The following is a 19,290-nucleotide window of genomic DNA, read 5'->3' on the forward strand; positions in this document are numbered from 1 at the left end:
GAGTGGTCGTTTTCAATGGGGGTGTTTCGTCAAGGGAAAAGAAGATCAAACGGTGCGTGGCGCCAGCGCACGGCGCACGGCGGGGCTGGCGTGGAAAGCACCCAGCACCGACACGGTTTCGATGGCGGCCAGGGCGAGTTCGGGCGTGACGTCGTCGTCGATGCGCGCGAGCCCGACCACCTGGATGCGCAAGGTCTCACCGGCGGCCACGGTGCGTTCCAGTTCGGCGCGGGTGAGATGCTGCAGGCCCAGCGTCAGTGTTTTGCGAGCCACGGTTTGCTTGAGCGTGTCCGCGTGGGTGGCGAGGAGGTTGCGCACCGCCGTGCGCACCAGGTCGGAGCGGTTCGAATAAAAGCCTTCCTGCACCAGCAGGTCGACCTGGCCCAGGTCGACCACGCCAAGATTGATGGTCATCTTCTCGGAGTCGCCCACGCGAGGGCGGACTTCGGGCAGTCGGGTTGTGATCATTTTGCCATCCATGTGGAATCCATATGGATGGTATTTAAGCACGATTTCGCAGAATGCAAGGGCGTGGCTTCAACACAACCCGCTGGTGCGCTGGCGAACAGCGCCATACTCGGCGCGCCCCCACACTCCTGGCCGTGAACATGACAACACCTGCCACACCCGACCGCATTGAATCCGCCTCCGGCGAGCCACAGGTGCTCTCACCCCTGCCCGTGCCTGCGGTTTCTGCACCCCTCACGCTGCGCCTGATGCTGGCCGCCGTGACGGTGGCCTTCTTCTGGATCCTGCTGCCCTTCTACGGCACCGTCCTGTGGGGCTCGATCATTGCGCTGATGTTTACGCCGCTCTACCGGTGGCTGCTGCCGCGCATGAACCACCGGCGCACCCGCGCAGCGCTGGTCACGATGGGGGCGGCCCTGATCGTGGTGGTGATGCCGGCCGTGCTGGTGCTGGTGTCGCTGGTGCGCGAAGCCGGGCAGATGTTCAAGCGCATCCAGTCGGGCGAGCTGAACCCGGCGCTGATGCTGCGAGGCTTGTTCGACGCACTGCCCGACAGTCTGATTTCGTTTCTCAGGCGCTTCGGCCTGGGCAATTTCGATCAGGTGCAGCGCAAGTTCAACGCTCTGCTCAGCCAGGGCAGTGAATTGATCGCCACGCACACCTTCAACGTGGGTCAGGACGTCTTCACCTTGGTGATCAGCCTGTTCATCACCCTCTACCTCGCGTTCTTCCTCACCCGCGATGGCGCGAGCATCGTGCGCGCCATCCGCATGGCCATTCCGCTTCCGCCCGACCACAAGCAGGAGCTGCTGGATCGTTTCGGCACCGTGTTGCGCGCCACCGTCAAAGGCAACCTGGTGGTGGCTTTGGTGCAGGGAGCGCTCGGTGGCCTGGCGTTCTGGGCGCTCGGCGTCAAGGGTGTGTTGTTGTGGTCCGTGCTGATGGCCGCGCTCTCGCTGCTGCCCGCCGTGGGTGCCGGCCTGGTGTGGCTGCCGGTGGCGCTGTACCTGTTTGCCATGGGCCAGGTGTGGCAGGGAACGGCCCTGGTGGCCTACGGAGTGTTCGTGATCGGGCTGGCCGACAACGTGCTGCGTCCGCTGCTGGTGGGCAAGGACACCGGCATGCCCGACTACCTGGTGCTGATCACCACGCTGGGTGGGATCGCGGTGATGGGCATCAACGGTTTCGTGATCGGCCCGACCATCGCGGCCATGTTCGTGGCGATCTGGCACATCCAGACCACCACACGACCCCTCATCGCGCCGCACCGGCCACCCGTGGTGGAAACGCCGCCGGAGTCAGGCGCGCCGGTCGACCGCCCGGCGCCCTGAAGCCCGGGCGCTCAGCCATGAACAACCAGCGCCTGACAAGCTCGGCTACCGGCAGACGCTGCTGAACTCGGCGGGTCTGCTGATCGCCTTTCTGCTGCTGGGCAGTGGGCTGGTGGCGATCAGCCGCGCGCGCCTCAGACCGCTGCCGCGCTGAGCAGGCGCTGCACCAGCGGGTGTTGCACCTTGCGCGCTGTGCCGATGGCGTAGAAGTGTTCACGCACACCGTCACACGGACCGATCCACTGCAGGCCATACGCTTTCGACAGCTTCTCGCGCAGGCCTTCGGACGCGGGGAACACGCCCATGCCCGACGCACCGAACGTGGCGAGCAGCGCGCTGTCTTCAAACTCCCCCACCACGCGCGGCAGCACACCGTGCCCCTCGAACCACTGGTCGATGCGCAGCCGCACCGAGGCGTGGGCCGTCGGCAGCAACACCGGCACCGCGGCCAGGCTGTGGGGGAAGCCCCGGCGTGCCTGGGCCAGCCAGGCCTTGGGCGCGTACCAACCCAGGGCCGTTGATCCCAGTGCGTGGCTGTAGAGCTTGAGGTTGGGGTTCGCTGGCGCCGGCCGGTCGGAAAGCACCACGTCCAGCCGGTGCAGGGCGAGGTCGGCCAGCAGATCGTCGAATTCGTCTTCGTGGCACAGCAGACGCAGGTTGGGCTCGGCCAGCGCCGGCTCCAGCAGGTCGCGCACAGCGAGCTTGGGCAAGCCATCGGAAATGCCCACCACCAGCCGCACCTCGCTGGCGCGGGTGGCGTCGCGCACGGCGGCGGGCAACTGTTCGCCCAGGTGGAAGATCTGCTCGGCCATCTGCAGCGCAGCCTGCCCCGCTTCGGTGAGCGCCAGGCCCCGACCCGCGGGCTTGAAGAGCGCATGGCCCAGCGACTGCTCGAGCAGACGCACCTGCGCGCTCACGGTCTGCACCGCCAGCCCCAGGCGCTCCGCCGCGTGCGACATGCCGCCTTCCTTGGCCGTGACCCAGAAGTAATACAGGTGCTTGTAGTTGAATTCCGCATTCATGCTTCGGTTTTTCAGGATGGTATTGCAGAGATTTTCTGCTTTTTCAAAAACCTTTGCACGCCTATCCTCGCGGCTTCCTTCCACTCAGGAGCCTTTCATGGAAAACGCCTCACGCACTTCCGCCCTGTCCCGCCGCATGGCCGTGGCCAGCGCCACCGACACCACCCCGGCACAAACCACGCGGGTGCTCAAGAACACCTACGCGCTGCTCTCGCTCACGCTGCTGTTCAGCGCTGGCGTGGCGGCCATGGCGGTGGCCAACAGCTGGCCTGCACCCGGCCTGGTGATCACGCTGGTGGGCTACTTCGGTCTGCTGTTTGCCGTGCACAAGCTGCAGAACAGCGGCTGGGCGCTGCCCGCGGTGTTCGCCCTGACCGGCTTCATGGGCTACACGCTCGGCCCCATCCTCACCCACACGCTGGGCCTGCCCGGCGGCGCTCAGACCATCGTGGCCGCGCTGGGTGCCACCGGCGCCACGTTCCTGGGCTTGTCGGCCTACGTGCTGACCACGCGGCGCGATTTCAGCTTCATGGGCGGCTTCCTGTTCGCCGGCATGGTGGTGGCCCTGGTGATGGCGCTGGCCGCGTTCTTCTTCAGCATGCCCGCTCTGGCGCTGGCCGTCTCGGCCCTGGTGGCCCTGCTGTCGGTCGGCATGATCCTGTTCGAGACCAGCCGCATCGTCAACGGCGGCGAGACCAACTACGTGCTGGCAACGGTGGGCCTGTTCGTCTCGCTGTTCAACCTTTTCACCAGCCTGCTCAGCCTCATGGGCCTGGGCGGCAGCAACGAGTGACATCACACGCCCTCTGACCTTCGAGCGACCGTCTGATGGGCTGGACCACACCGCCGCTGTGGACCACCTGAGGGCGGGGGTGCGGCGCCTAGAATCGGCGCACACCCTACCGGACCCTTCGTTTGACGCCTGCCGCCACCCACGCCCGCCACGCCGACACCTGCCCGCTTTACGTGGATCTGGACGGCACGCTCACGCCCAGCGACACGCTGTACGAGTCGGTGATGCTGTTCATCCGGCGCAACCCACTCAACCTGCTGCGCCTGTTCATGTGGCTGCTGCTGGGCAAGGCCGGCTTCAAGCTCAGACTGGCCAACACCGTGCGCCCCGATCCGGCGCGCCTGCCTTACCACGAGCGCTTCGTGCAGTACTTGCGCGAGGAACGCGCGCGCGGCCGCAGCCTGGTGCTGGCAAGTGCGGCGGACTCGCGCATCGTGCGCGACGTGGCGGCCTACCTCAAACTGTTTGACGACACCCTGGGCACCAATGCCCGTGCCGACGGCGTGAACCTCAGCCGAGGCAACAAGCGCGACGCCATCGCCGCCCACGCGCAAGCGCGCGGCCACAGCACCTGGGCCTATGCCGGCAACAGCGCCGACGACATCGCCGTGTGGAAGGGCAGTGCGCAGGCCGTGGCGGTGAACGCACCCGCCCGCGTGATCAGCGCGCTGCAGCAGGTGCACCCCCAGGCACGCGTGTTCGAACGCGAGCCGCTGCGCCTCAAGACCGTGTTGCGCGCGATCCGCCTCAAACAGTGGTCGAAGAACGCGCTGCTGTTCCTGCCTCTGCTGGCCTCGCACCGGCTCGACCCCCATCTCTGGGCACTGGTGCTGATGGCCTTCGTGGCCTTTGGCCTGTGCGCCTCGGCCACCTACCTGTTCAACGATCTGCTGGACCTGCCCAACGACCGCGCCCACCGCCTCAAGCGCCACCGGCCGCTGGCCGCGGCCACCATCAGCATTCCGCTGGCGGTGGTGCTGGGCTGCGTGATGCTGGTGCTGGCCTTCGTGCTGGCCTGGGCCGTGTCCCCGGGCTTCAGCGCCATGCTGCTGGTCTACACCGTGACCACGCTGGCCTATTCGCTGGTGCTCAAGCGGCTGGCGCTCATCGACGTCCTGGTGCTCTCCGGTCTGTACACGCTGCGCATCGGCGCCGGCGCCGTGGCGGCACAGGTTGAACTGTCCAACTGGCTGGCCGCCATCTCGATCTTCCTGTTCCTGAGTCTGGCCCTGGTCAAACGCTGCGCCGAACTCGAGGAACTCGACGACGAGCGCATCACGCTGGCTCCCGGTCGGGGCTACCAGCCGCGCGACCTGTCCTCGCTGCGCGCCATGGGCATGGCCAGCGGGTTTCTGGCGGTGATGGTGCTGGCCCTGTACATCGACAGCCAGAACAGCGAAGTGCTCTACGCCAACCCCGAATGGCTGTGGGCCGCGGCGCCCGTGCTGCTGCTGTGGATCATGCGCATCTGGCTCAAGACCGGTCGGCGCGAGCTGCACGGCGAAGACCCGCTGCAGTTCGCCTTGAAGGATCCCTTCAGCTGGATGACGCTGCTGGCCATGGGCGGCATCGGCATCGCGGCCACCCTCGGACTCTGAAGCTCCCCATGAAATCCATCGCCATCGGCCTGGCCGTCTTCTGTGTGCTGCTGTCTTCAGCGGCGCAACTCGCCATGAAACGCGGCATGGGCGCGCCCAGCGGCGCCGACGTGGGCACCACCTACCTGCACGCGCTCACCAGCCCCATGGTGTGGCTGGGTCTGGTGCTGTACGGCGCGAGCGCCGTGCTCTGGCTGTGGGTGCTTTCGCGGCTGGACGTGAGCCTGGCCTACCCGCTGGTGAGCCTGGGCTTCGTGGTGACGATGGCGCTCGGTGTGTTGTGGCTGGGCGAGCCGTTTTCGTGGCTGCGCGTGGCGGGCTGCACGCTGATCGTGGTGGGCGTCTCTCTGTTGGCCTTTGACGCCTGATGCAGCCGATGCGCGCCTCCGAATTCTCCGCCCACGCGTCGCGCCAGATCTTCTGGTCCGCGTTCGCCATCACCCTCGTCCTGAAGATCGCCATCGCGGCGGGCTTTCCGTTCACCGGCGACGAGGCCTTCTTCTACCAGTGGGGCGTGTTCCCGGCCTGGGGCTACTCCGACCACCCGCCCATGGTGGGCTGGCTGCTGGCGGTGCTGCGCCAGATCAGCGACCAGCCGCTGGTGCTGCGCAGTTTCACGCTCATCGTCACCAGCGTGATCGCGCTGGGCATCGTCGATGCGCTGCGCCGGTTTCTGCCGGACGAACGCGAGTCCAGCGCGTGGCTGGCCGGTGCGGTGTACCTGGCCATGCCGTGGAGCTGGATGTTCGTGCTGGTGACCACGGACACGCCGCTGATCTTCTTCATGGCACTCTCGGCCTGGGCCTACCTGCGGGCCGACACCAGCACACACCACAGTGCATCCTGGTACGCACTGGCGGGCTTGTTCCTGGGCCTGGCGTTTCTCTCCAAGTACTTCGCCGCACTGCTGGGCTTTGCCTACGCGGCCCACTGTTTCGGCTGGCGACGCGAGCGCTGGTGGGCGCCGTTCCTGATCTTTGCGCTGGCCCTGCCCTCCATCGCGCTCAACGTGGCCTTCAACGCCACGCACGGCTGGACCAACGTGATGTTCAACGTGTTCAACCGCAACGAAGGCTCGGCCTGGTCGTTCAAGACCTTGGGTGTGTACGTGGGCATGGCGGTCTACCTGCTCACGCCCTGGTTGCTGTGGCGCGGTGCCACCTCGCGAGCGGCCCCCGGCACCTCGACCACCACGCGCACGACGCTGGCGGTGCTGTGGCTCTTCCCCATCCTGGTGTTTGCGTTGCTGAGCACGCGCCGCACCATCGGCCTGCACTGGGTGCTCGGCTTCGTGCCGGTGTTTGTGGTGTGGGTCGGGATGCGGCTGGAGGCCCGGCCGTTGCGCAGCGCGCTGAACTGGACGGTGGCCCTCTCCGTGCCGCACCTGCTGGTGGTCGCGGCCATTGCGTGGGCGCCGCTGGCCTGGTGGCAGCCCTTGAAGATTCACGACCGGGCTGTTTTCTTGCGCGAGACGCCCGCGGTGGTGGCCGCGCTGAAGCAAGACCTGCCGGCCGATGCCACGCTGATGGCTCGCACCTACAACCCGGCGGGCATGCTGGCGTTTCACCACGGCGCCTACGTGCCGGTGTTCGGCGTGGGCCGCCACCATGCGCGGCAGGACGACCAGATCATCGATTTCCGCGTGTACGACGGCAAGCCGATCCGGGTGTTTCTCTACGACGAGCCGGTGCTGGCCGAGTTCGCGCCGTACTTCGAGCGCGTGAGCGTGAAGCGCTTCGAGGTGGAGGGCGTTCCGTTCTTCGCGGTGGATGGGGTGGGGTTCCGTTTTCAGGCGTATCGCGATGGGGTGCTCGCGGAGGTGGCTCGGGAGTTTCACGACGTGCCTGCCTGGCTGCCGGTGTTGGGGAGTCCTTTTTGTGAGCGGTATGGGTTTGTTGCCTGTTCTCCTTCTTCTCGTTTGAAGTGATGTTTTTGTCGTCGTCGCGAGCCGGGCCGAGACCCGGCTCGCCACGCAAGAAACAACATCACGACAAAGAAAACGGAACCCGCTGCGCCACAGCACACATCAACTCATACCCAATCGTCCCTGCAGCAGCCGCCACCTCGTCCACCGGCAACACCCCGCCAGCAGAGGACCGCCCCCACAACACCACCTCCGACCCCATGCCGGCAGCATCGAGGCCCGAGAGATCCACCGTCACCATGTCCATGCTCACCCGCCCCACCACCCGCGTGCGCACCCCGTCCACCAGCACCGGCGTGCCATTGGGCGCGTGGCGCGGATAGCCATCCGCATAGCCACACGCGACCACGCCGATGCGCATCGGCTTGTCGGCGGTGAAAGCGGAGCCATAGCCCACGGTGTCGCCGGTCTGCAGCGTCTGCATGCCGATGATCCGGCTCGACAAGGTCATGGCTGGTTGCAGGTTCCAGTCGGTCGATGAACCCAGGGGAAAGTCGGGCGCGCTGCCATACAGCGCGATGCCCTCGCGCACCCAGTCGCCGGCCAATGTCGTCGCGCCCTCGCCACGCAGCGCCGCCGAAGGATGCCGCAGCAAGGCCGCGCTGTTGCACAGCGTGCGTTCGCCCGGCAGGTCGGCGGTGGCGGCTTCAAAAGCGGCCACCTGGTGCGCAATGCCGCGCGGACCGTCGGCGTCGCTGAAGTGGGTCATGAGGGAGATCTCGTCGACCTGTGGCAATGCGTTGAGCCGCGCCCAGGCGCTGCGAAAGCCGTTGGGTGTGAAGCCCAGGCGGTTCATGCCGCTGTTGAGTTTGAGGAACACGCGATGCGGCACCAGCGTCTTGTGCGCGGCCAGCCAGTCGATCTGCTCCGTGCAATGCACCGTGTGCCACAGGTGCAGGCGGGAACACAGCTCCAGGTCGCGCGGCTCGAACACGCCTTCGAGCAGCAGGATGGGGCCACGCCAGTCGAGCGCGCGGATGCGTTCGGCCTCGGCCAGATCCAGCAGGGCAAAACCATCGGCGGAGCGCAGGGCATCGAAGCAGCGCTCGATGCCGTGGCCGTAGGCGTTGGCCTTGACCACGGCCCACACCCGCGCATCGGGGGCGCATTCGCGGGCGCGTCGCAGGTTGTGGCGAAGGGCTTCGGGGTGGACGGTGGCGAGGATGGGGCGGGGCATGGGTGCAGTCGGGCGTGAGGTCCGTCATCGAACGGTGTTGCAAGCGAGGTCAACACCCGTGAATTCGGTGTCGTCCGGGGGTGGCGTGCTATAACCCCGCATCCCCTGGAGACACCTGTCAACTGTCGCATAAAAATGCCGCTGCGACCCGCTCAGCCTCTCTCTGCTGAAGCCACCCGGCGCTCAAAATCATCGCCATGAAGCGCGGCTTCTACACCATCATGACGGCGCAGTTCTTCAGTTCGCTGGCGGACAACGCGCTGTTCGTGGCCGCCATCGAACTGCTGCGCACGCGTGGTGCGCCCGAGTGGCAAAGCGCCGCCCTCGTTCCCCTGTTTGCCCTGTTCTACGTGGTGCTCGCGCCCTTCGTGGGTGCCCTCGCCGACGCCCGACCAAAGGGCCAGGTCATGTTCATCAGCAACGCCATCAAGGTGGTGGGCTGTCTGCTCATGCTCACCGGCGTGCACCCGCTGCTGGCCTACACGCTGGTGGGCCTGGGCGCAGCGGCCTACTCACCGGCCAAGTACGGCATCCTCACCGAGCTGCTGCCACCGTCGCAGCTGGTCAAGGCCAACGGCTGGATCGAGGGCCTGACCATTGCTTCCATCATCCTGGGGGTGCTGCTGGGTGGCCAGCTGGTCAGCCCTTGGGTGTCGGCCCAGTTGCTGGCGATCGACATCCCCGGCTTTCACACCGGCATCCACCACCCCGCGCAAGCCGCGGTGGCTGCGCTGATGCTGGTCTACATGCTGGCGGCGTGGTTCAACACGCGCATCCCGCTCACCGGTGTGACCCCGCGGCCCATGCCCACGAACCCCTGGGCCCTGTTGCCCGATTTCTGGCGCTGCAACAGCCGACTGTGGCGCGACCGCCTGGGCCAGATCTCGCTGGCCACCACCACGCTGTTCTGGGGCGTGTCGGGCAATCTGCGCTACATCGTGCTGGCCTGGGCCGGTGCGGCGCTGGGCTATGGCACCACGCAGGCCTCATCGCTGGTGGGCGTGGTGGCGCTGGGCACCGCGGTGGGTGCGGTGGTGGCCTCGATGCGCATGCGGCTGGATCAGGCCACGCGCGTGATGCCACTGGGCATTGCCATGGGTGTGCTGGTGATCCTCATGAATTTCATCGACAACGTGTGGGTGGCCGCGCCCTTCCTGGTGCTCCTGGGTGGCCTGGGCGGCTTTCTGGTCGTGCCGATGAACGCCCTGCTGCAGCACCGCGGCCACAACCTCATGGGTGCGGGCCGCTCGATCGCGGTGCAGAACTTCAACGAGCAGGCCTGCATCCTCACACTGGGTGCGCTCTACAGCTTCTACACCGGCATGGGGTGGTCGGCCTTCGCGGCCATCACCGCCTTCGGTCTGCTGGTGGCCGGCTTCATGGGCCTGATCGCGCTGTGGCACCGCCACAACCAGCGCACGCACCCGCACGAACTGGAACGGCTCTTGGAGATCGCCCGACGGGACGACCTGCACGGCTAGAACCCGACGTTCGTCGGTGCGAAGCCGTCCAGGCTCACGAGGCGGTGCTGCGCCAGCACCTTGTACAGATCACCCTCGCTCACCGAACGCGAGAGGTAGGCATCGCAGCCGGCGAGACCCGCCTTCATGCGGTCCATGCTGCCAGCGGTGGGCGCGAACATGATCACCACCGGCGCGCCTTTCGGGCCCTTGGTCTGTTTGGCGGAGCGGCAGATCTGGTTGGCGTCGGGTTCTCCCTTGAGCCGGTCGATCACCACCAGCCGGTAAGGGTTGGCCTTGAGCATCACGAGCGACTGCGCCGCTTCGCGCGACCAGTCGATGGTCAGGCCATAGCGCTTGAACCGTTTGAGCAGGATGCGGCCTTCCACGAGACTCTCGGCCACCAGCAGCATGTCGCCGCGCGGCACGTCGGGCACCGCTGCCTTCTCGGGGCTGATCCTGGAACGCGGCGCGCGGGTGGAGCGAGGCGCGGGCGGTGACGGCAGATCGTCCAGGCCTCCGAAGTCGGTCAGGCGCATGGTGCCCTGGCGGTTGGCGGCAATGCGCTGCGCGGCCACCGGTGCTTGCGGTGCCGAGGCAGCCAGAGATCGCAGCTCGTCACGCTCCATGGGACGGGTGGGCGGGAACTCGGTGTCGGACGAGCGGCGCCGGCGCGCGCTCACGGCCGGCGCCATGGGGGGCGGTTGCTCTTCAGGTGGCTGGGTGGCGGAGAAGCTGCGGTCGGCGCCCGCTCGATAGGCCACCGCAGGCCCGTGGTCGGGCGCTGCGAGGCGGCCGCTGGCCAGCCGCATGCTCGCGTGCAACCCTTGCAGCTGGGAACTCTCATAAGGCTGGGTGGCCATGAAGCCAGTGGCGGGTGCGCGCCTTTCTGCGGGAGCCGAAGGGCGCACGCCGACGAGGACGTCCAGCGCATTGAGCACCGCGACCAACTTGACGGGTTTGCGCTGCAAAGGCCAGCCGGTGCCACCGTCGGATTGGCCCACCAGCAGGATCTTGCCGGGCAGTCCGGCATCACGAACCAGGTGCAGGGCCTGGGTGTTGTCGGCATTGACGATCAGGATCTGGGCGTCCATCACTTCGTCCTGCACCATGTAGCTGGGCGGGCGGCGCGCAGCCATGCGGAAGAAGGACTCGAACGTGGCGGACTCGGCTTGCGTGAAGCCCACCAGCGCCACCGAATATGCTGCCACCATCGATTTGCCTCGCCCGCTGAGAGTGTTGGTTGACGCCGTAAGACCTTGATGAGTATGCCTTTTTTGCAACGGAGTACGCTGTCTTGCGTTCAGCTGTCATTTGAAATGCGACACCCGTGGCGCGGCAACGATCACGGATCCAGCCCTGACTTTCACCCCACCTTTGCCCAACGGAGACCTCCATGTCCAGCATTCACGACTTTGAAGCCTTGTCCATCGACGGCAAGCCGGTGTCACTCGCGCAGTTCAGGGGCAAGCCCATGCTGATCGTCAATACCGCCAGCGCCTGCGGCTTCACGCCGCAGTTCGGCGGGCTGGAAAAGCTGCACAAGACCTATGGCGAACGCGGGCTCGTGGTGCTGGGTTTTCCGTGCAACCAGTTCGGCAGCCAGGACCCGGGCAGCAACGACGAGATCGCCAGCTTCTGCCAGCTCAACTTCGGCGTGACCTTTCCCATGATGGAGAAGATCGACGTCAATGGCGCCGAGGCCCACCCGCTGTACCAATGGCTCACGGCCGAGGCGCCCGGACTGCTGGGCAGCAAGGCGATCAAATGGAACTTCACCAAGTTCCTGGTGGGCAAGGACGGCCGCGTGATCAAGCGTTACGCGCCCCAGGACGCGCCGGAGAAGCTGGCGTCGGACATCGAGGCCGCGCTCGCGGGCTGAGTCCGAACAGCGGCCGTAGCCACGCCGAGCGGCGCACCAGCCCGTCGGTGAGCAGCCAGCAGCCCAGCACCGTGCCGAGCAGCAGCACGGCGGGTTCCGCCACCGGGCCCAGCGCCAGCGGCGCCAGCAGCACGGCCAGCGCGATGATCAGCGTCTGGTGCAGCACGTACCAGGGGTAGACCGACTCGTTGGCCCAGGCCAGCCAGGGCCAGGGCCGGTTGAGCCGGTGGTGGGCCCAACCCAGCACCGCCACCAGGCTGGTCCACACGTAGGCGTCGGCCGCGAGCCGCGCCGCCAGGCGCCAGAGCGGGTCAGCCCCCACGGCCGTGAGGCGCAGACCCACGTGCAACGCGAACCAGCCCAGCGCCAGGGCCAGCGCGATCCAGCGCAGGCGGCGCAGCGCCGCCCAGAGCCCCGCGTCCACACCGACCCAGTAACCGTAGACGAACAAGGTGAAGTACACCGCGTGCAGCCAGGCGTCGTGGACCAGGTCGTGGGTGGGCGGAAAGCGCGGCCACAGCGTCAGTGAGTACAGGGCCAGCGGCAGCACGGGCAGCACCAGCAGGGCCAGGCCGCGCAGCTGGGTGAACGCCCGCCGCAGCCGTTGGCCCGCGGCCGAGTCCAGCACCGGCGTGAGCAGCGCGAGCACCACGGTGTATGCCCACAGGTAGATCAGGTACCAGAGGTGGTTCCAGGTGACGCCGAAGTCCCAGCCGTCGAAGGCATCGCGCGGCCACGGGCCACCGGTGGTGTAGCGCGCCAGAAAGGCCGCGAAGCCCGGCACGATGGCACCGTTGTCCAGCGCCTGCACATACGCCTGGTAGGGCACGACCACGGCCATGCCGAACACCAGCGGCAGCAGGAGGCGCAGGCTGCGCTGCCCGATCAGGCGGGCGGGCGTGCCACCCTGGCGCAGGAAGCCGAAGGCCACACCCGAGATCAGGAACACCAGGTCCATGCGCCAGAGGTTGACAGCCCGCATCGGCCACTGCAGCCAGTCGGCGGCGTGCGGGCTCTTCAGGTGCCAGTGCCAGTCGGCGACGTAGTACATGGCCACGTGGTACAGGATGACCAACCCAAAGGCCAGGGCGCGCAGGGCATCGATGTCGTGTCGGCGGTTCATGGGAAACCCCTTCCGATTGAAAGGCGTCGATTCTTGGGGCCGGCGGCGGCCCCGCGGGCCGGTTTGGGATGGTTCGTGGGCCGGCTGTGACGAGTGGTGATCCGCCGGGACGGCCTGAACAGGCCTGCGGGTCTAGACTGCCGGGCATGGCGCTTTCCCCCGACTGGTTCACTCGCTACCTCGCGGTTCGCCGACGGTTCGAGGTCGCCTTCTGGGTGGTCGTGCTCGCGCTGCAGGCCGCCTTCAACAGCGTGGTGACCTGGATGGACCTGGAGCGGGTCGCAGCGCGGCAGCCCGCGCCGTGGCAACCGGTGCTGTGGGAAGCGACCAGCGCGCTCGTGATCGGCGCGCTGATCCCGGCGATCGTGGCGTTCGAGCGCCGTTTCCCGCTGCGCTGGGACACGCTGCGCGGAGCGCTGCCGCTGCACCTGGGCGCCAGCCTGGTGTTCTGCGTGCTCCATGTGCTGGGCATGCTGTGGCTGCGCCAGGCGGGCTACGCCCTGGTGGGCGAACGCTACGACTTCGGCCCCTGGTCGGTGCAGCTGGCCTACGAATACCTCAAGGACGTGCGCAGCTACGCCATGATCGTCGCGGCGCTGATGAGCTACCGCTTCCTGATGCTGCGGCTCACCGGCGAGGCCCGACTGCTCGACGCGCCGGAACAGGCCCCGGGCGCGGATGCGGCCCCGCTGCCCGCGCCGCGCCCCACGCGTTTCCTGGTGCGCAAGCTGCGACGTGAATTCCTGGTGGCGGCGTCCGACATCGAGTGGCTGCAGGCCGAAGGCAACTACGTGGGGCTGCACGTCAACGGCCACGACTACCTGCTGCGCTCGACCTTCAACGAATTCCTGCAGCAGCTGGACCCCGAGCGCTTCGTGCGCGTGCACCGCAGCCACGCGGTGAATCTGGACCACATCGCCGAGATCGAGCCGCTGGACAGCGGGGACGCGCGCCTGACCATGCGCGACGGCTCCGCCGTGCCCTGCAGTCGCCGCTACCGGTTCGCGATCAGCCAGCGGGCGCGCGCTACACCCAGCGCAGCAACAGACCCGCCACCAGCGGCAGCGCCACCGCACTGAACAAAGCCGAGAGGCCCATGGCCAGCCCCGCGAAGGCGCCCATTTCCTCACTCACCTGAAACGCCCGCGCGGTACCGATGCCGTGCGCGGCGGTGCCCAGCGCGAAGCCGCGCACGATCGGGTCGTGGATGCGCAAGGCATCGAACAGGAAGCGCGCGCTGGCCGCGCCCAAGATGCCGGTGGCCGCCACCAGCACGGCAGTGAGCGACGGGATGCCACCGATCTTTTCGGCGATGCCCATGGCCACCGGGCTGGTGACCGACTTGGGCGCCAGCGACGCCAGCGTGGCCTTGGACGCGCCCAGCGCCCAGCCCACGCCGATGGCCGTGACGGTGGCCGCCAGCGTGCCCACCACCAGCGCCCCGGCAATGGGCAGCCACAGGCGTCTGAGCCGGGGGAGCTGTTCGAACAGCGGGATGGACAAGGCCACCGTGGCCGGCCCGAGCAGGAAGTGCACAAACTGCGCGCCTTCGAAGTAGGTGGCGTAGGGTGTGGCCGTTGCCCAGAGCAACGTGGCCAGCACCGCAATGGCGATGGCCACCGGGTTGGCCAGCGGATTGAAGCCGCTGCGCTGGTACAGCAGGAAAGCGCCGTGGTAGACGAGCAGCGTGAGCGTCAGGCCCAGCAACGGTGTGGCCGAGAGATAGACCCAGATGTCGGCGAGCGCACCGGGCAATGGCGAGACCGGGTTCATGGCTTCAAGCGCTTCATCAACCAGGTCATGGTGAGGGCCGCGCTGGCCAGCCCCACCAGGGTGCTCACCACCAACGCCACGCCGATCGCCAGGGCCTCGTTGCCCAGGCGCTGCAGGTGCAGCATGACGCCCACACCGGCCGGCACGAACAGCAATGAGAGGTGCTGCAACAGCGTCTGCGCCGTGGGCTTGATGGCCCCCAGCGCGGAGGGCCGCAACACCAGCGTCAACAACAGCAGGGCCAGGCCCACCACCGGGCCGGGCATCGGCGCACCCGTGGCGAGCACCAGCGCTTCGCCCAGCAACTGAAAAACGAGCAGGGTGGCGAGCGCTGGGATCACGGCGAGGAGCGACTCAAGTGGACAGCGCTTCGTCGAGGACCTCGACCCAGTGGCGCACCGGCGTGGTCGTGCCGCTCTGCAGGTGCGTGATGCAGCCGATGTTGGCGCTGGTGATCACGCTGGGCTGGAGTTCGTCGAGGTGCCCGAGCTTGCGGTCGCGCAGCTCGTAGGCGATCTCCGGGTTGAGCACCGAGTAGGTGCCGGCCGAGCCGCAGCACAGGTGCGCCTCGTTCTTCGCCACCTGCACGGTAAAGCCGAGCGCGGCCAGGTGTTGCTCCACGCCCCCCTTGAGCTTCTGGCCGTGCTGCAAGGTGCAGGGTGGGTGAAAGGCGATCACGCGCGATGCGTCGGGTTGGTGTTTGAGCAAGGGGCGCAGCGTGGGCACGAGCGCGGGCAGCAATTCGCTGAGGTCCTGCGTGAGCTCGCTGATGCGCGCGGCCTTCGTGGCGTAGGCCGGGTCGTCCTTCAGGATGTGGCCGTATTCCTTCACGGTCACGCCGCAGCCCGAGGCGTTCATCACGATGGCCTCGACACCGTTGGCGCCATCGACCAGGGGCCACCACGCATCGATGTTGGCGCGCATCTGGGCCATGCCGCCGTCCTGGTCGTTGAGGTGGAACTTCACCGCGCCGCAGCAGCCCGCGGCCGGCGCCAGCACGCCCTGGATGCCGGCGGCGTCCAGCACCCGCGCGGTGGCGCTGTGGATGCTCGGCATCATGGCCGGCTGCACGCAACCCGCCAGCAGCAGCACGCGGCGCGCGTGGGTGCGGGTGGGCAACTGGCCAGCGGCGCGGGGCGCGGGCACCTTGTTCTGCAACGACGCCGGCAGCAGCGGGCGCACCCACTGGCCGAGCTTCATGGCCGGACCGAACAGCGGGGAAGGCAGGCCTTCCTTGAGCAGCCAGCGCACCGTTTTCTCGGCCGCCGGGCGGGGCACTTTTTCATCCACCAGCTTGCGGCCGATGTCGATCAGGTGCCCGTAGTCCACCCCGCTGGGGCAGGTGGTTTCGCAGTTGCGGCAGGTGAGGCAACGGTCCAGGTGCATCTGCGTCTTGCGCGTGGGTTCGGCGCCTTCGAGCACCTGCTTCATCAGGTAGATGCGCCCGCGCGGGCCGTCCAGCTCGTCACCGAGCAGCTGGTAGGTGGGGCAGGTGGCGGTGCAAAAACCGCAGTGCACGCACTTGCGCAGGATGGCCTCGGCCGCGCGCCCGTCGGCGCGGGCCTGGTACTCGGGGGAGAGCTGGGTTTGCATGTCGGATCAGCCCATCCGGTCTGGATTGAAGATGCCTGCGGGGTCGAAGGCTTCCAGGAGACGCGCCTGAATGCTTTGCAGTGCGGCGCTCTGGCTCTGGAAGCGGGGCACGCCAGGTGCGCCATCGGCACCAGCGCGGAACAGCGTGGCGTGACCGTTCACCGCCGTTGCCGCCGCACGCAGCTCCAAGGCCGCCGCCGCCGGTGCCCACAGCCAGCGCTGCGCACCTTGCCACTCGACGAACTGCGCGTACGGCAACGCGAGCACCGGCGCGGTCTGCGGCACCGAGAGGCGCCACAGGCACAGCTCGGGCGAGGGCGCGGTGAAGAACGGCAGGCGCTGGTCGCGGCAGGCGTCCCAGTCTGGCCCGGCTTGCGTGTTGTCCATGCGGGTGCCGCCGGCCTCGCGCGCCATGCGTTCGCAGGCCGCTTCCACGGCAGCGAGCGCGCCACGCAGGCGCACAAACAAGAGCTCGGGTGCGTCTGGCTGCGTGTCGTCCTTTACCCAACAAGACGCGTTGATCGGCAGCGGCTGGCCGCCCCAGCGGTGCAGTTGCTCCAGGGCTTCGTGCTGGCCAAGTGTGAACACCAGCGTGGCCTCGGCCAGCGCCACGGGCAGCACCTTCAGACTCACCTCGCTGATCACGCCCAAAGTGCCCATCGACCCCGCCATGACGCGACTCACGTCGTAACCCGCCACATTCTTCATGACCTGGCCGCCGAAGGTGAGCAGCTCGCCGCGGCCGTTGATGAAGCGTGTGCCCAGCACATAGTCGCGCACCGAGCCGACGCTGGCCCGCGCCGGGCCAGCCAGGCCCGCAGCCACCATGCCCCCCACGGTGCCACCCGGGCCGAAGCGCGGTGGTTCGAACGGAAAGCACTGGCCCTGGCCGGCCAACAACGCCTCCACCTCGGCCAGGGGAGTGCCCGCTCGCGCGGTGATCACGAGCTCGGTGGGCTCATAGCTGACGATGCCGGACCAGTCGGCGGCGGAGAGCACATCGCCCTCGGTGGGCGTGCCGTAAAACGATTTCGTGTTGCCGCCGACGATGCGCAATGGCCTGCGGGCAGCGGCGGCTTCTTTGATCTGGTCGATCAGATGGCTGGGTTCTTCGATGGTGCTGGCTTGCATCCGATCGATGGTAGTCGCCGATCTCAGGCCAGACTTTGATTTTTTTGCACGGTCCGCTGCAAACGAACCACGATCCGCCGCCGGGCCGCCCCAAGGCGGATCAGCCCCCCCGGGGGGCAGCGGACCACGCGAAGCGGGGAAGCGTGGGGGCCCTTTCTATCGGGTGTATCCCAGGCACATGCCCGCATTCGCCCGGCCCTTGCATTCGCGCTTGAGGCGCTTCTCACGCGCCGCCGGACTTTCTTCGGACGGCGACTTGTGGAAGGTCACCGACGTGGATTTGCGCTGGGCGCCGGTGTCGCTGCCAGGCGTGGCCGCATGAGCAGTCAGGCAAAGGCTGGCGGTTGCAGCCACCAGGATGCGGAGCGAAAACGCTGGAATCATGAGTCCTCCCGAATGTCGCGTTGATGGGCCTGTAACTATAAAGAACTCACCAGGCACAAAAAAACCCGCGTGCCTGGCGGCAACGCGGGTTCAACTTCCACAGGAGATTCTCAACAACTGCGCGGTGGGGGCATTCCTTGAAGAACGGACCGCACCGCGCGGTGAGACCTGCAGGGCTTAACGGTTGTAGGCCGTCTCGCCGTGAGCGGTGATGTCCAGACCTTCGCGCTCGGCTTCTTCCGAGACGCGCAGACCCAACATCATGTCAACGATCTTGTAGCAGATGAAGGCGATCACACCCGACCACACGATGGTGATGAGCACGCCCTCGGCCTGCACCACCATCTGGCTGGCGATGGAGTAGTCGTCACCTTTGATGCCGCCGAGCGAGCCGGCCGAGAACACACCGGTGAGCAGCGCGCCCACGATGCCGCCCACGCCGTGCACACCGAACACGTCCAGCGAGTCGTCGGCACCCAGCATCTTCTTGAGGCCGGACACGCCCCACAGGCACAGGAAGCCAGCGATCAGGCCGATGATGATGCCGCCCATGGGGCCCACCGAACCGCAGGCCGGGGTGATGGCCACCAGACCGGCCACAGCGCCGGACGCAGCGCCCAGCATCGAAGCCTTGCCCTTGGAGAGCGCTTCACCGACACACCAGGCCAGCACCGCGGCGGCGGTGGCCAGCAGGGTGTTGATGAAGGCCAGGCCAGCACCACCGTTGGCTTCCAGGTTGGAGCCGGCGTTGAAGCCGAACCAGCCCACCCACAGCAGCGAGGCACCCACCATGGTCAGCGTCAGGCTGTGAGGCGCCATCGATTCCTTGCCGTAGCCGATGCGCTTGCCCACCATGTAGGCACCGACCAGACCGGCCATGGCAGCGTTGATGTGCACCACGGTGCCGCCAGCGAAGTCCAGCGCGCCCTTGTCGAACAGGTAGCCACCGGCGCCCCAGACCATGTGGGCGATCGGGATGTAGCTGAAGGTGAACCACAGCGCGCAGAACAGCAGCACGGCGCTGAACTTCATGCGCTCGGCGAACGAGCCCACGATGAGCGCACAGGTGATGCCGGCGAACGTGGCCTGGAAGGCCACGAAGATCAGTTCGGGAATCATCACGCCGGGGGTGAAGGTGGCGGCCAAGGTGTCCATCTTGATGCCCATCAGGAACACCTTGTCGAGGTTGGCGACGATCAGGCCCTCGCCACCGAACGCCAGGCTGTAGCCGTACACGGCCCACAGCACGATGATCAGCGAGAACACCACCATCACCTGCATCAGCACCGACAACATGTTCTTGCTGCGGACCAGGCCGCCGTAGAACAGCGCCAGACCCGGCACGACCATGAGCACCACGAGGATGGTGGAGACCATCATCCAGGCCACGTCGCCCTTGTCCATGGTTTCCTTGACCGCTTCTTCAGCGGGCGCAGCGGCTTCTGCCGGGGCGGCAGCAGCCGGTGCTTCAACAGCCGCGGGGGCGGCGGGAGCGTCTGCAGCCGGCGCGGTGACGGCTGCAGGCGCTTCGGTCGTGGTCTGCGCGGTGGCGCTCAGGCCTGCAAAGGCCAGGCCGGCGCCCAGCAGCAGGGTTGCAATCAGTTTTTTCATGTCTGTGATCTTTCTTGTTC

General features: G+C 67.3%; 19 protein-coding genes. 8 read left to right on the forward strand and 11 right to left on the reverse strand.

The features are described from left to right. Positions 1 to 45: 45 nt before the first annotated feature. The gene (locus V6M63_RS23040; RefSeq protein ID WP_332745718.1) at positions 46 to 468 is read right to left on the reverse strand and encodes a CopG family transcriptional regulator; all 423 of its coding nucleotides are present in this window, start codon (positions 466 to 468) and stop codon (positions 46 to 48) included. 140 nt (positions 469 to 608) lie between these two features. Between V6M63_RS23040 and V6M63_RS23045 the strand changes: the two genes are divergently transcribed. Continuing rightward, positions 609 to 1,799: an AI-2E family transporter gene (locus V6M63_RS23045; protein WP_332745719.1), complete on the forward strand. Its 1,191-nt coding sequence runs from the start codon at positions 609 to 611 to the stop codon at positions 1,797 to 1,799. Between the two features lie 134 nt (positions 1,800 to 1,933). Here V6M63_RS23045 and V6M63_RS23050 read toward each other — a convergent pair whose 3' ends face one another. Beyond that, positions 1,934 to 2,821 carry a LysR family transcriptional regulator gene (locus tag V6M63_RS23050; RefSeq protein ID WP_332745721.1) on the reverse strand — a complete coding sequence of 296 codons (888 nt, stop codon included), beginning with the start codon at positions 2,819 to 2,821 and terminating at the stop codon, positions 1,934 to 1,936. Positions 2,822 to 2,918: 97 nt separating this feature from the next. Between V6M63_RS23050 and V6M63_RS23055 the strand changes: the two genes are divergently transcribed. The 4 genes from V6M63_RS23055 to V6M63_RS23070 all read left to right on the forward strand — a co-directional run bounded on the left by V6M63_RS23055 (position 2,919) and on the right by V6M63_RS23070 (position 7,139). After that, positions 2,919 to 3,614 (forward strand): Bax inhibitor-1/YccA family protein, encoded by a 696-nt coding sequence (locus tag V6M63_RS23055; protein WP_332745723.1) that lies wholly within the window; start codon positions 2,919 to 2,921, stop codon positions 3,612 to 3,614. A gap of 122 nt (positions 3,615 to 3,736) precedes the next feature. Then, entirely contained in the window at positions 3,737 to 5,212 is a 1,476-nt protein-coding gene (locus V6M63_RS23060; protein ID WP_332745725.1) for a UbiA family prenyltransferase, read from the forward strand. A gap of 8 nt (positions 5,213 to 5,220) precedes the next feature. Further along, the gene (locus V6M63_RS23065) at positions 5,221 to 5,580 is read left to right on the forward strand and encodes an SMR family transporter (RefSeq protein ID WP_332745727.1); all 360 of its coding nucleotides are present in this window, start codon (positions 5,221 to 5,223) and stop codon (positions 5,578 to 5,580) included. 8 nt (positions 5,581 to 5,588) lie between these two features. Next, positions 5,589 to 7,139 carry a glycosyltransferase family 39 protein gene (locus V6M63_RS23070; RefSeq protein ID WP_332745728.1) on the forward strand — a complete coding sequence of 517 codons (1,551 nt, stop codon included), beginning with the start codon at positions 5,589 to 5,591 and terminating at the stop codon, positions 7,137 to 7,139. 58 nt (positions 7,140 to 7,197) lie between these two features. On the opposite strand, the gene alr is transcribed toward V6M63_RS23070, so the two are convergent. After that, positions 7,198 to 8,313 (reverse strand): alanine racemase, encoded by a 1,116-nt coding sequence (gene alr / locus V6M63_RS23075; protein ID WP_332745729.1) that lies wholly within the window; start codon positions 8,311 to 8,313, stop codon positions 7,198 to 7,200. Positions 8,314 to 8,510: 197 nt separating this feature from the next. Here alr and lplT point away from each other — a divergent pair, with 197 nt between their 5' ends. Continuing rightward, the gene (gene lplT / locus V6M63_RS23080) at positions 8,511 to 9,794 is read left to right on the forward strand and encodes a lysophospholipid transporter LplT (protein WP_332745730.1); all 1,284 of its coding nucleotides are present in this window, start codon (positions 8,511 to 8,513) and stop codon (positions 9,792 to 9,794) included. Here the strand turns inward: lplT and V6M63_RS23085 are convergent. After that, a complete protein-coding gene (locus tag V6M63_RS23085) occupies positions 9,791 to 10,987 on the reverse strand; it encodes a hypothetical protein (protein WP_332745731.1) in 1,197 nt (398 codons plus the stop codon). The two genes, lplT and V6M63_RS23085, sit on opposite strands and share 4 nt — an antisense overlap. A gap of 182 nt (positions 10,988 to 11,169) precedes the next feature. Between V6M63_RS23085 and V6M63_RS23090 the strand changes: the two genes are divergently transcribed. Next, positions 11,170 to 11,655 (forward strand): glutathione peroxidase, encoded by a 486-nt coding sequence (locus tag V6M63_RS23090; protein WP_332745732.1) that lies wholly within the window; start codon positions 11,170 to 11,172, stop codon positions 11,653 to 11,655. Here the strand turns inward: V6M63_RS23090 and V6M63_RS23095 are convergent. Further along, positions 11,585 to 12,778 (reverse strand): acyltransferase family protein, encoded by a 1,194-nt coding sequence (locus tag V6M63_RS23095; protein ID WP_332745733.1) that lies wholly within the window; start codon positions 12,776 to 12,778, stop codon positions 11,585 to 11,587. The genes V6M63_RS23090 and V6M63_RS23095 overlap by 71 nt on opposite strands. A 146-nt stretch (positions 12,779 to 12,924) precedes the next feature. Between V6M63_RS23095 and V6M63_RS23100 the strand changes: the two genes are divergently transcribed. Further along, positions 12,925 to 13,857 carry a LytTR family DNA-binding domain-containing protein gene (locus V6M63_RS23100; protein ID WP_332745735.1) on the forward strand — a complete coding sequence of 311 codons (933 nt, stop codon included), beginning with the start codon at positions 12,925 to 12,927 and terminating at the stop codon, positions 13,855 to 13,857. On the opposite strand, the gene V6M63_RS23105 is transcribed toward V6M63_RS23100, so the two are convergent. From V6M63_RS23105 to V6M63_RS23130, 6 genes are all read right to left on the reverse strand, one after another. Beyond that, entirely contained in the window at positions 13,805 to 14,551 is a 747-nt protein-coding gene (locus V6M63_RS23105; protein WP_332745737.1) for an LrgB family protein, read from the reverse strand. The two genes, V6M63_RS23100 and V6M63_RS23105, sit on opposite strands and share 53 nt — an antisense overlap. Then, positions 14,548 to 14,892: a CidA/LrgA family protein gene (locus tag V6M63_RS23110; RefSeq protein WP_332745739.1), complete on the reverse strand. Its 345-nt coding sequence runs from the start codon at positions 14,890 to 14,892 to the stop codon at positions 14,548 to 14,550. The genes V6M63_RS23105 and V6M63_RS23110 overlap by 4 nt, the downstream gene beginning before the upstream one ends. 13 nt (positions 14,893 to 14,905) lie before the next feature. After that, positions 14,906 to 16,144, reverse strand: a complete 1,239-nt coding sequence (gene glcF, locus V6M63_RS23115; protein WP_332745742.1) for a glycolate oxidase subunit GlcF — start codon at positions 16,142 to 16,144, stop codon at positions 14,906 to 14,908. A gap of 6 nt (positions 16,145 to 16,150) precedes the next feature. Beyond that, positions 16,151 to 17,275 carry a glycolate oxidase subunit GlcE gene (gene glcE, locus V6M63_RS23120; protein ID WP_332745744.1) on the reverse strand — a complete coding sequence of 375 codons (1,125 nt, stop codon included), beginning with the start codon at positions 17,273 to 17,275 and terminating at the stop codon, positions 16,151 to 16,153. A gap of 156 nt (positions 17,276 to 17,431) precedes the next feature. Then, positions 17,432 to 17,659, reverse strand: a complete 228-nt coding sequence (locus tag V6M63_RS23125; RefSeq protein WP_332745745.1) for a hypothetical protein — start codon at positions 17,657 to 17,659, stop codon at positions 17,432 to 17,434. Between the two features lie 177 nt (positions 17,660 to 17,836). After that, a complete protein-coding gene (locus V6M63_RS23130) occupies positions 17,837 to 19,270 on the reverse strand; it encodes an ammonium transporter (RefSeq protein WP_332745746.1) in 1,434 nt (477 codons plus the stop codon). Between the last annotated feature and the right edge of the window lie 20 nt (positions 19,271 to 19,290).

It is taken from the genome of Hydrogenophaga sp., assembly GCF_036675665.1.
Lineage (GTDB): Bacteria > Pseudomonadota > Gammaproteobacteria > Burkholderiales > Burkholderiaceae_C > Hydrogenophaga.

What these genes read in the sequence shown, in the direction of transcription:
- V6M63_RS23085 (WP_332745731.1), bottom strand. Translation starts at nt 10,987, where the DNA reads ATGGTGGCAGCATATTCGGTGGCGCTGGTGGGCTTCACGCAAGCCGAG.
- V6M63_RS23125 (WP_332745745.1), bottom strand. Translation starts at nt 17,659, where the DNA reads ATGATTCCAGCGTTTTCGCTCCGCATCCTGGTGGCTGCAACCGCCAGC.
- V6M63_RS23070 (WP_332745728.1), top strand. Translation starts at nt 5,589, where the DNA reads ATGCGCGCCTCCGAATTCTCCGCCCACGCGTCGCGCCAGATCTTCTGG.
- glcE (WP_332745744.1), bottom strand. Translation starts at nt 17,275, where the DNA reads ATGCAAGCCAGCACCATCGAAGAACCCAGCCATCTGATCGACCAGATC.
- V6M63_RS23055 (WP_332745723.1), top strand. Translation starts at nt 2,919, where the DNA reads ATGGAAAACGCCTCACGCACTTCCGCCCTGTCCCGCCGCATGGCCGTG.
- V6M63_RS23065 (WP_332745727.1), top strand. Translation starts at nt 5,221, where the DNA reads ATGAAATCCATCGCCATCGGCCTGGCCGTCTTCTGTGTGCTGCTGTCT.
- V6M63_RS23130 (WP_332745746.1), bottom strand. Translation starts at nt 19,270, where the DNA reads ATGAAAAAACTGATTGCAACCCTGCTGCTGGGCGCCGGCCTGGCCTTT.
- V6M63_RS23045 (WP_332745719.1), top strand. Translation starts at nt 609, where the DNA reads ATGACAACACCTGCCACACCCGACCGCATTGAATCCGCCTCCGGCGAG.
- V6M63_RS23040 (WP_332745718.1), bottom strand. Translation starts at nt 468, where the DNA reads ATGATCACAACCCGACTGCCCGAAGTCCGCCCTCGCGTGGGCGACTCC.
- V6M63_RS23100 (WP_332745735.1), top strand. Translation starts at nt 12,925, where the DNA reads ATGGCGCTTTCCCCCGACTGGTTCACTCGCTACCTCGCGGTTCGCCGA.
- V6M63_RS23050 (WP_332745721.1), bottom strand. Translation starts at nt 2,821, where the DNA reads ATGAATGCGGAATTCAACTACAAGCACCTGTATTACTTCTGGGTCACG.
- V6M63_RS23095 (WP_332745733.1), bottom strand. Translation starts at nt 12,778, where the DNA reads ATGAACCGCCGACACGACATCGATGCCCTGCGCGCCCTGGCCTTTGGG.
- V6M63_RS23090 (WP_332745732.1), top strand. Translation starts at nt 11,170, where the DNA reads ATGTCCAGCATTCACGACTTTGAAGCCTTGTCCATCGACGGCAAGCCG.
- alr (WP_332745729.1), bottom strand. Translation starts at nt 8,313, where the DNA reads ATGCCCCGCCCCATCCTCGCCACCGTCCACCCCGAAGCCCTTCGCCAC.
- lplT (WP_332745730.1), top strand. Translation starts at nt 8,511, where the DNA reads ATGAAGCGCGGCTTCTACACCATCATGACGGCGCAGTTCTTCAGTTCG.
- V6M63_RS23105 (WP_332745737.1), bottom strand. Translation starts at nt 14,551, where the DNA reads ATGAACCCGGTCTCGCCATTGCCCGGTGCGCTCGCCGACATCTGGGTC.
- glcF (WP_332745742.1), bottom strand. Translation starts at nt 16,144, where the DNA reads ATGCAAACCCAGCTCTCCCCCGAGTACCAGGCCCGCGCCGACGGGCGC.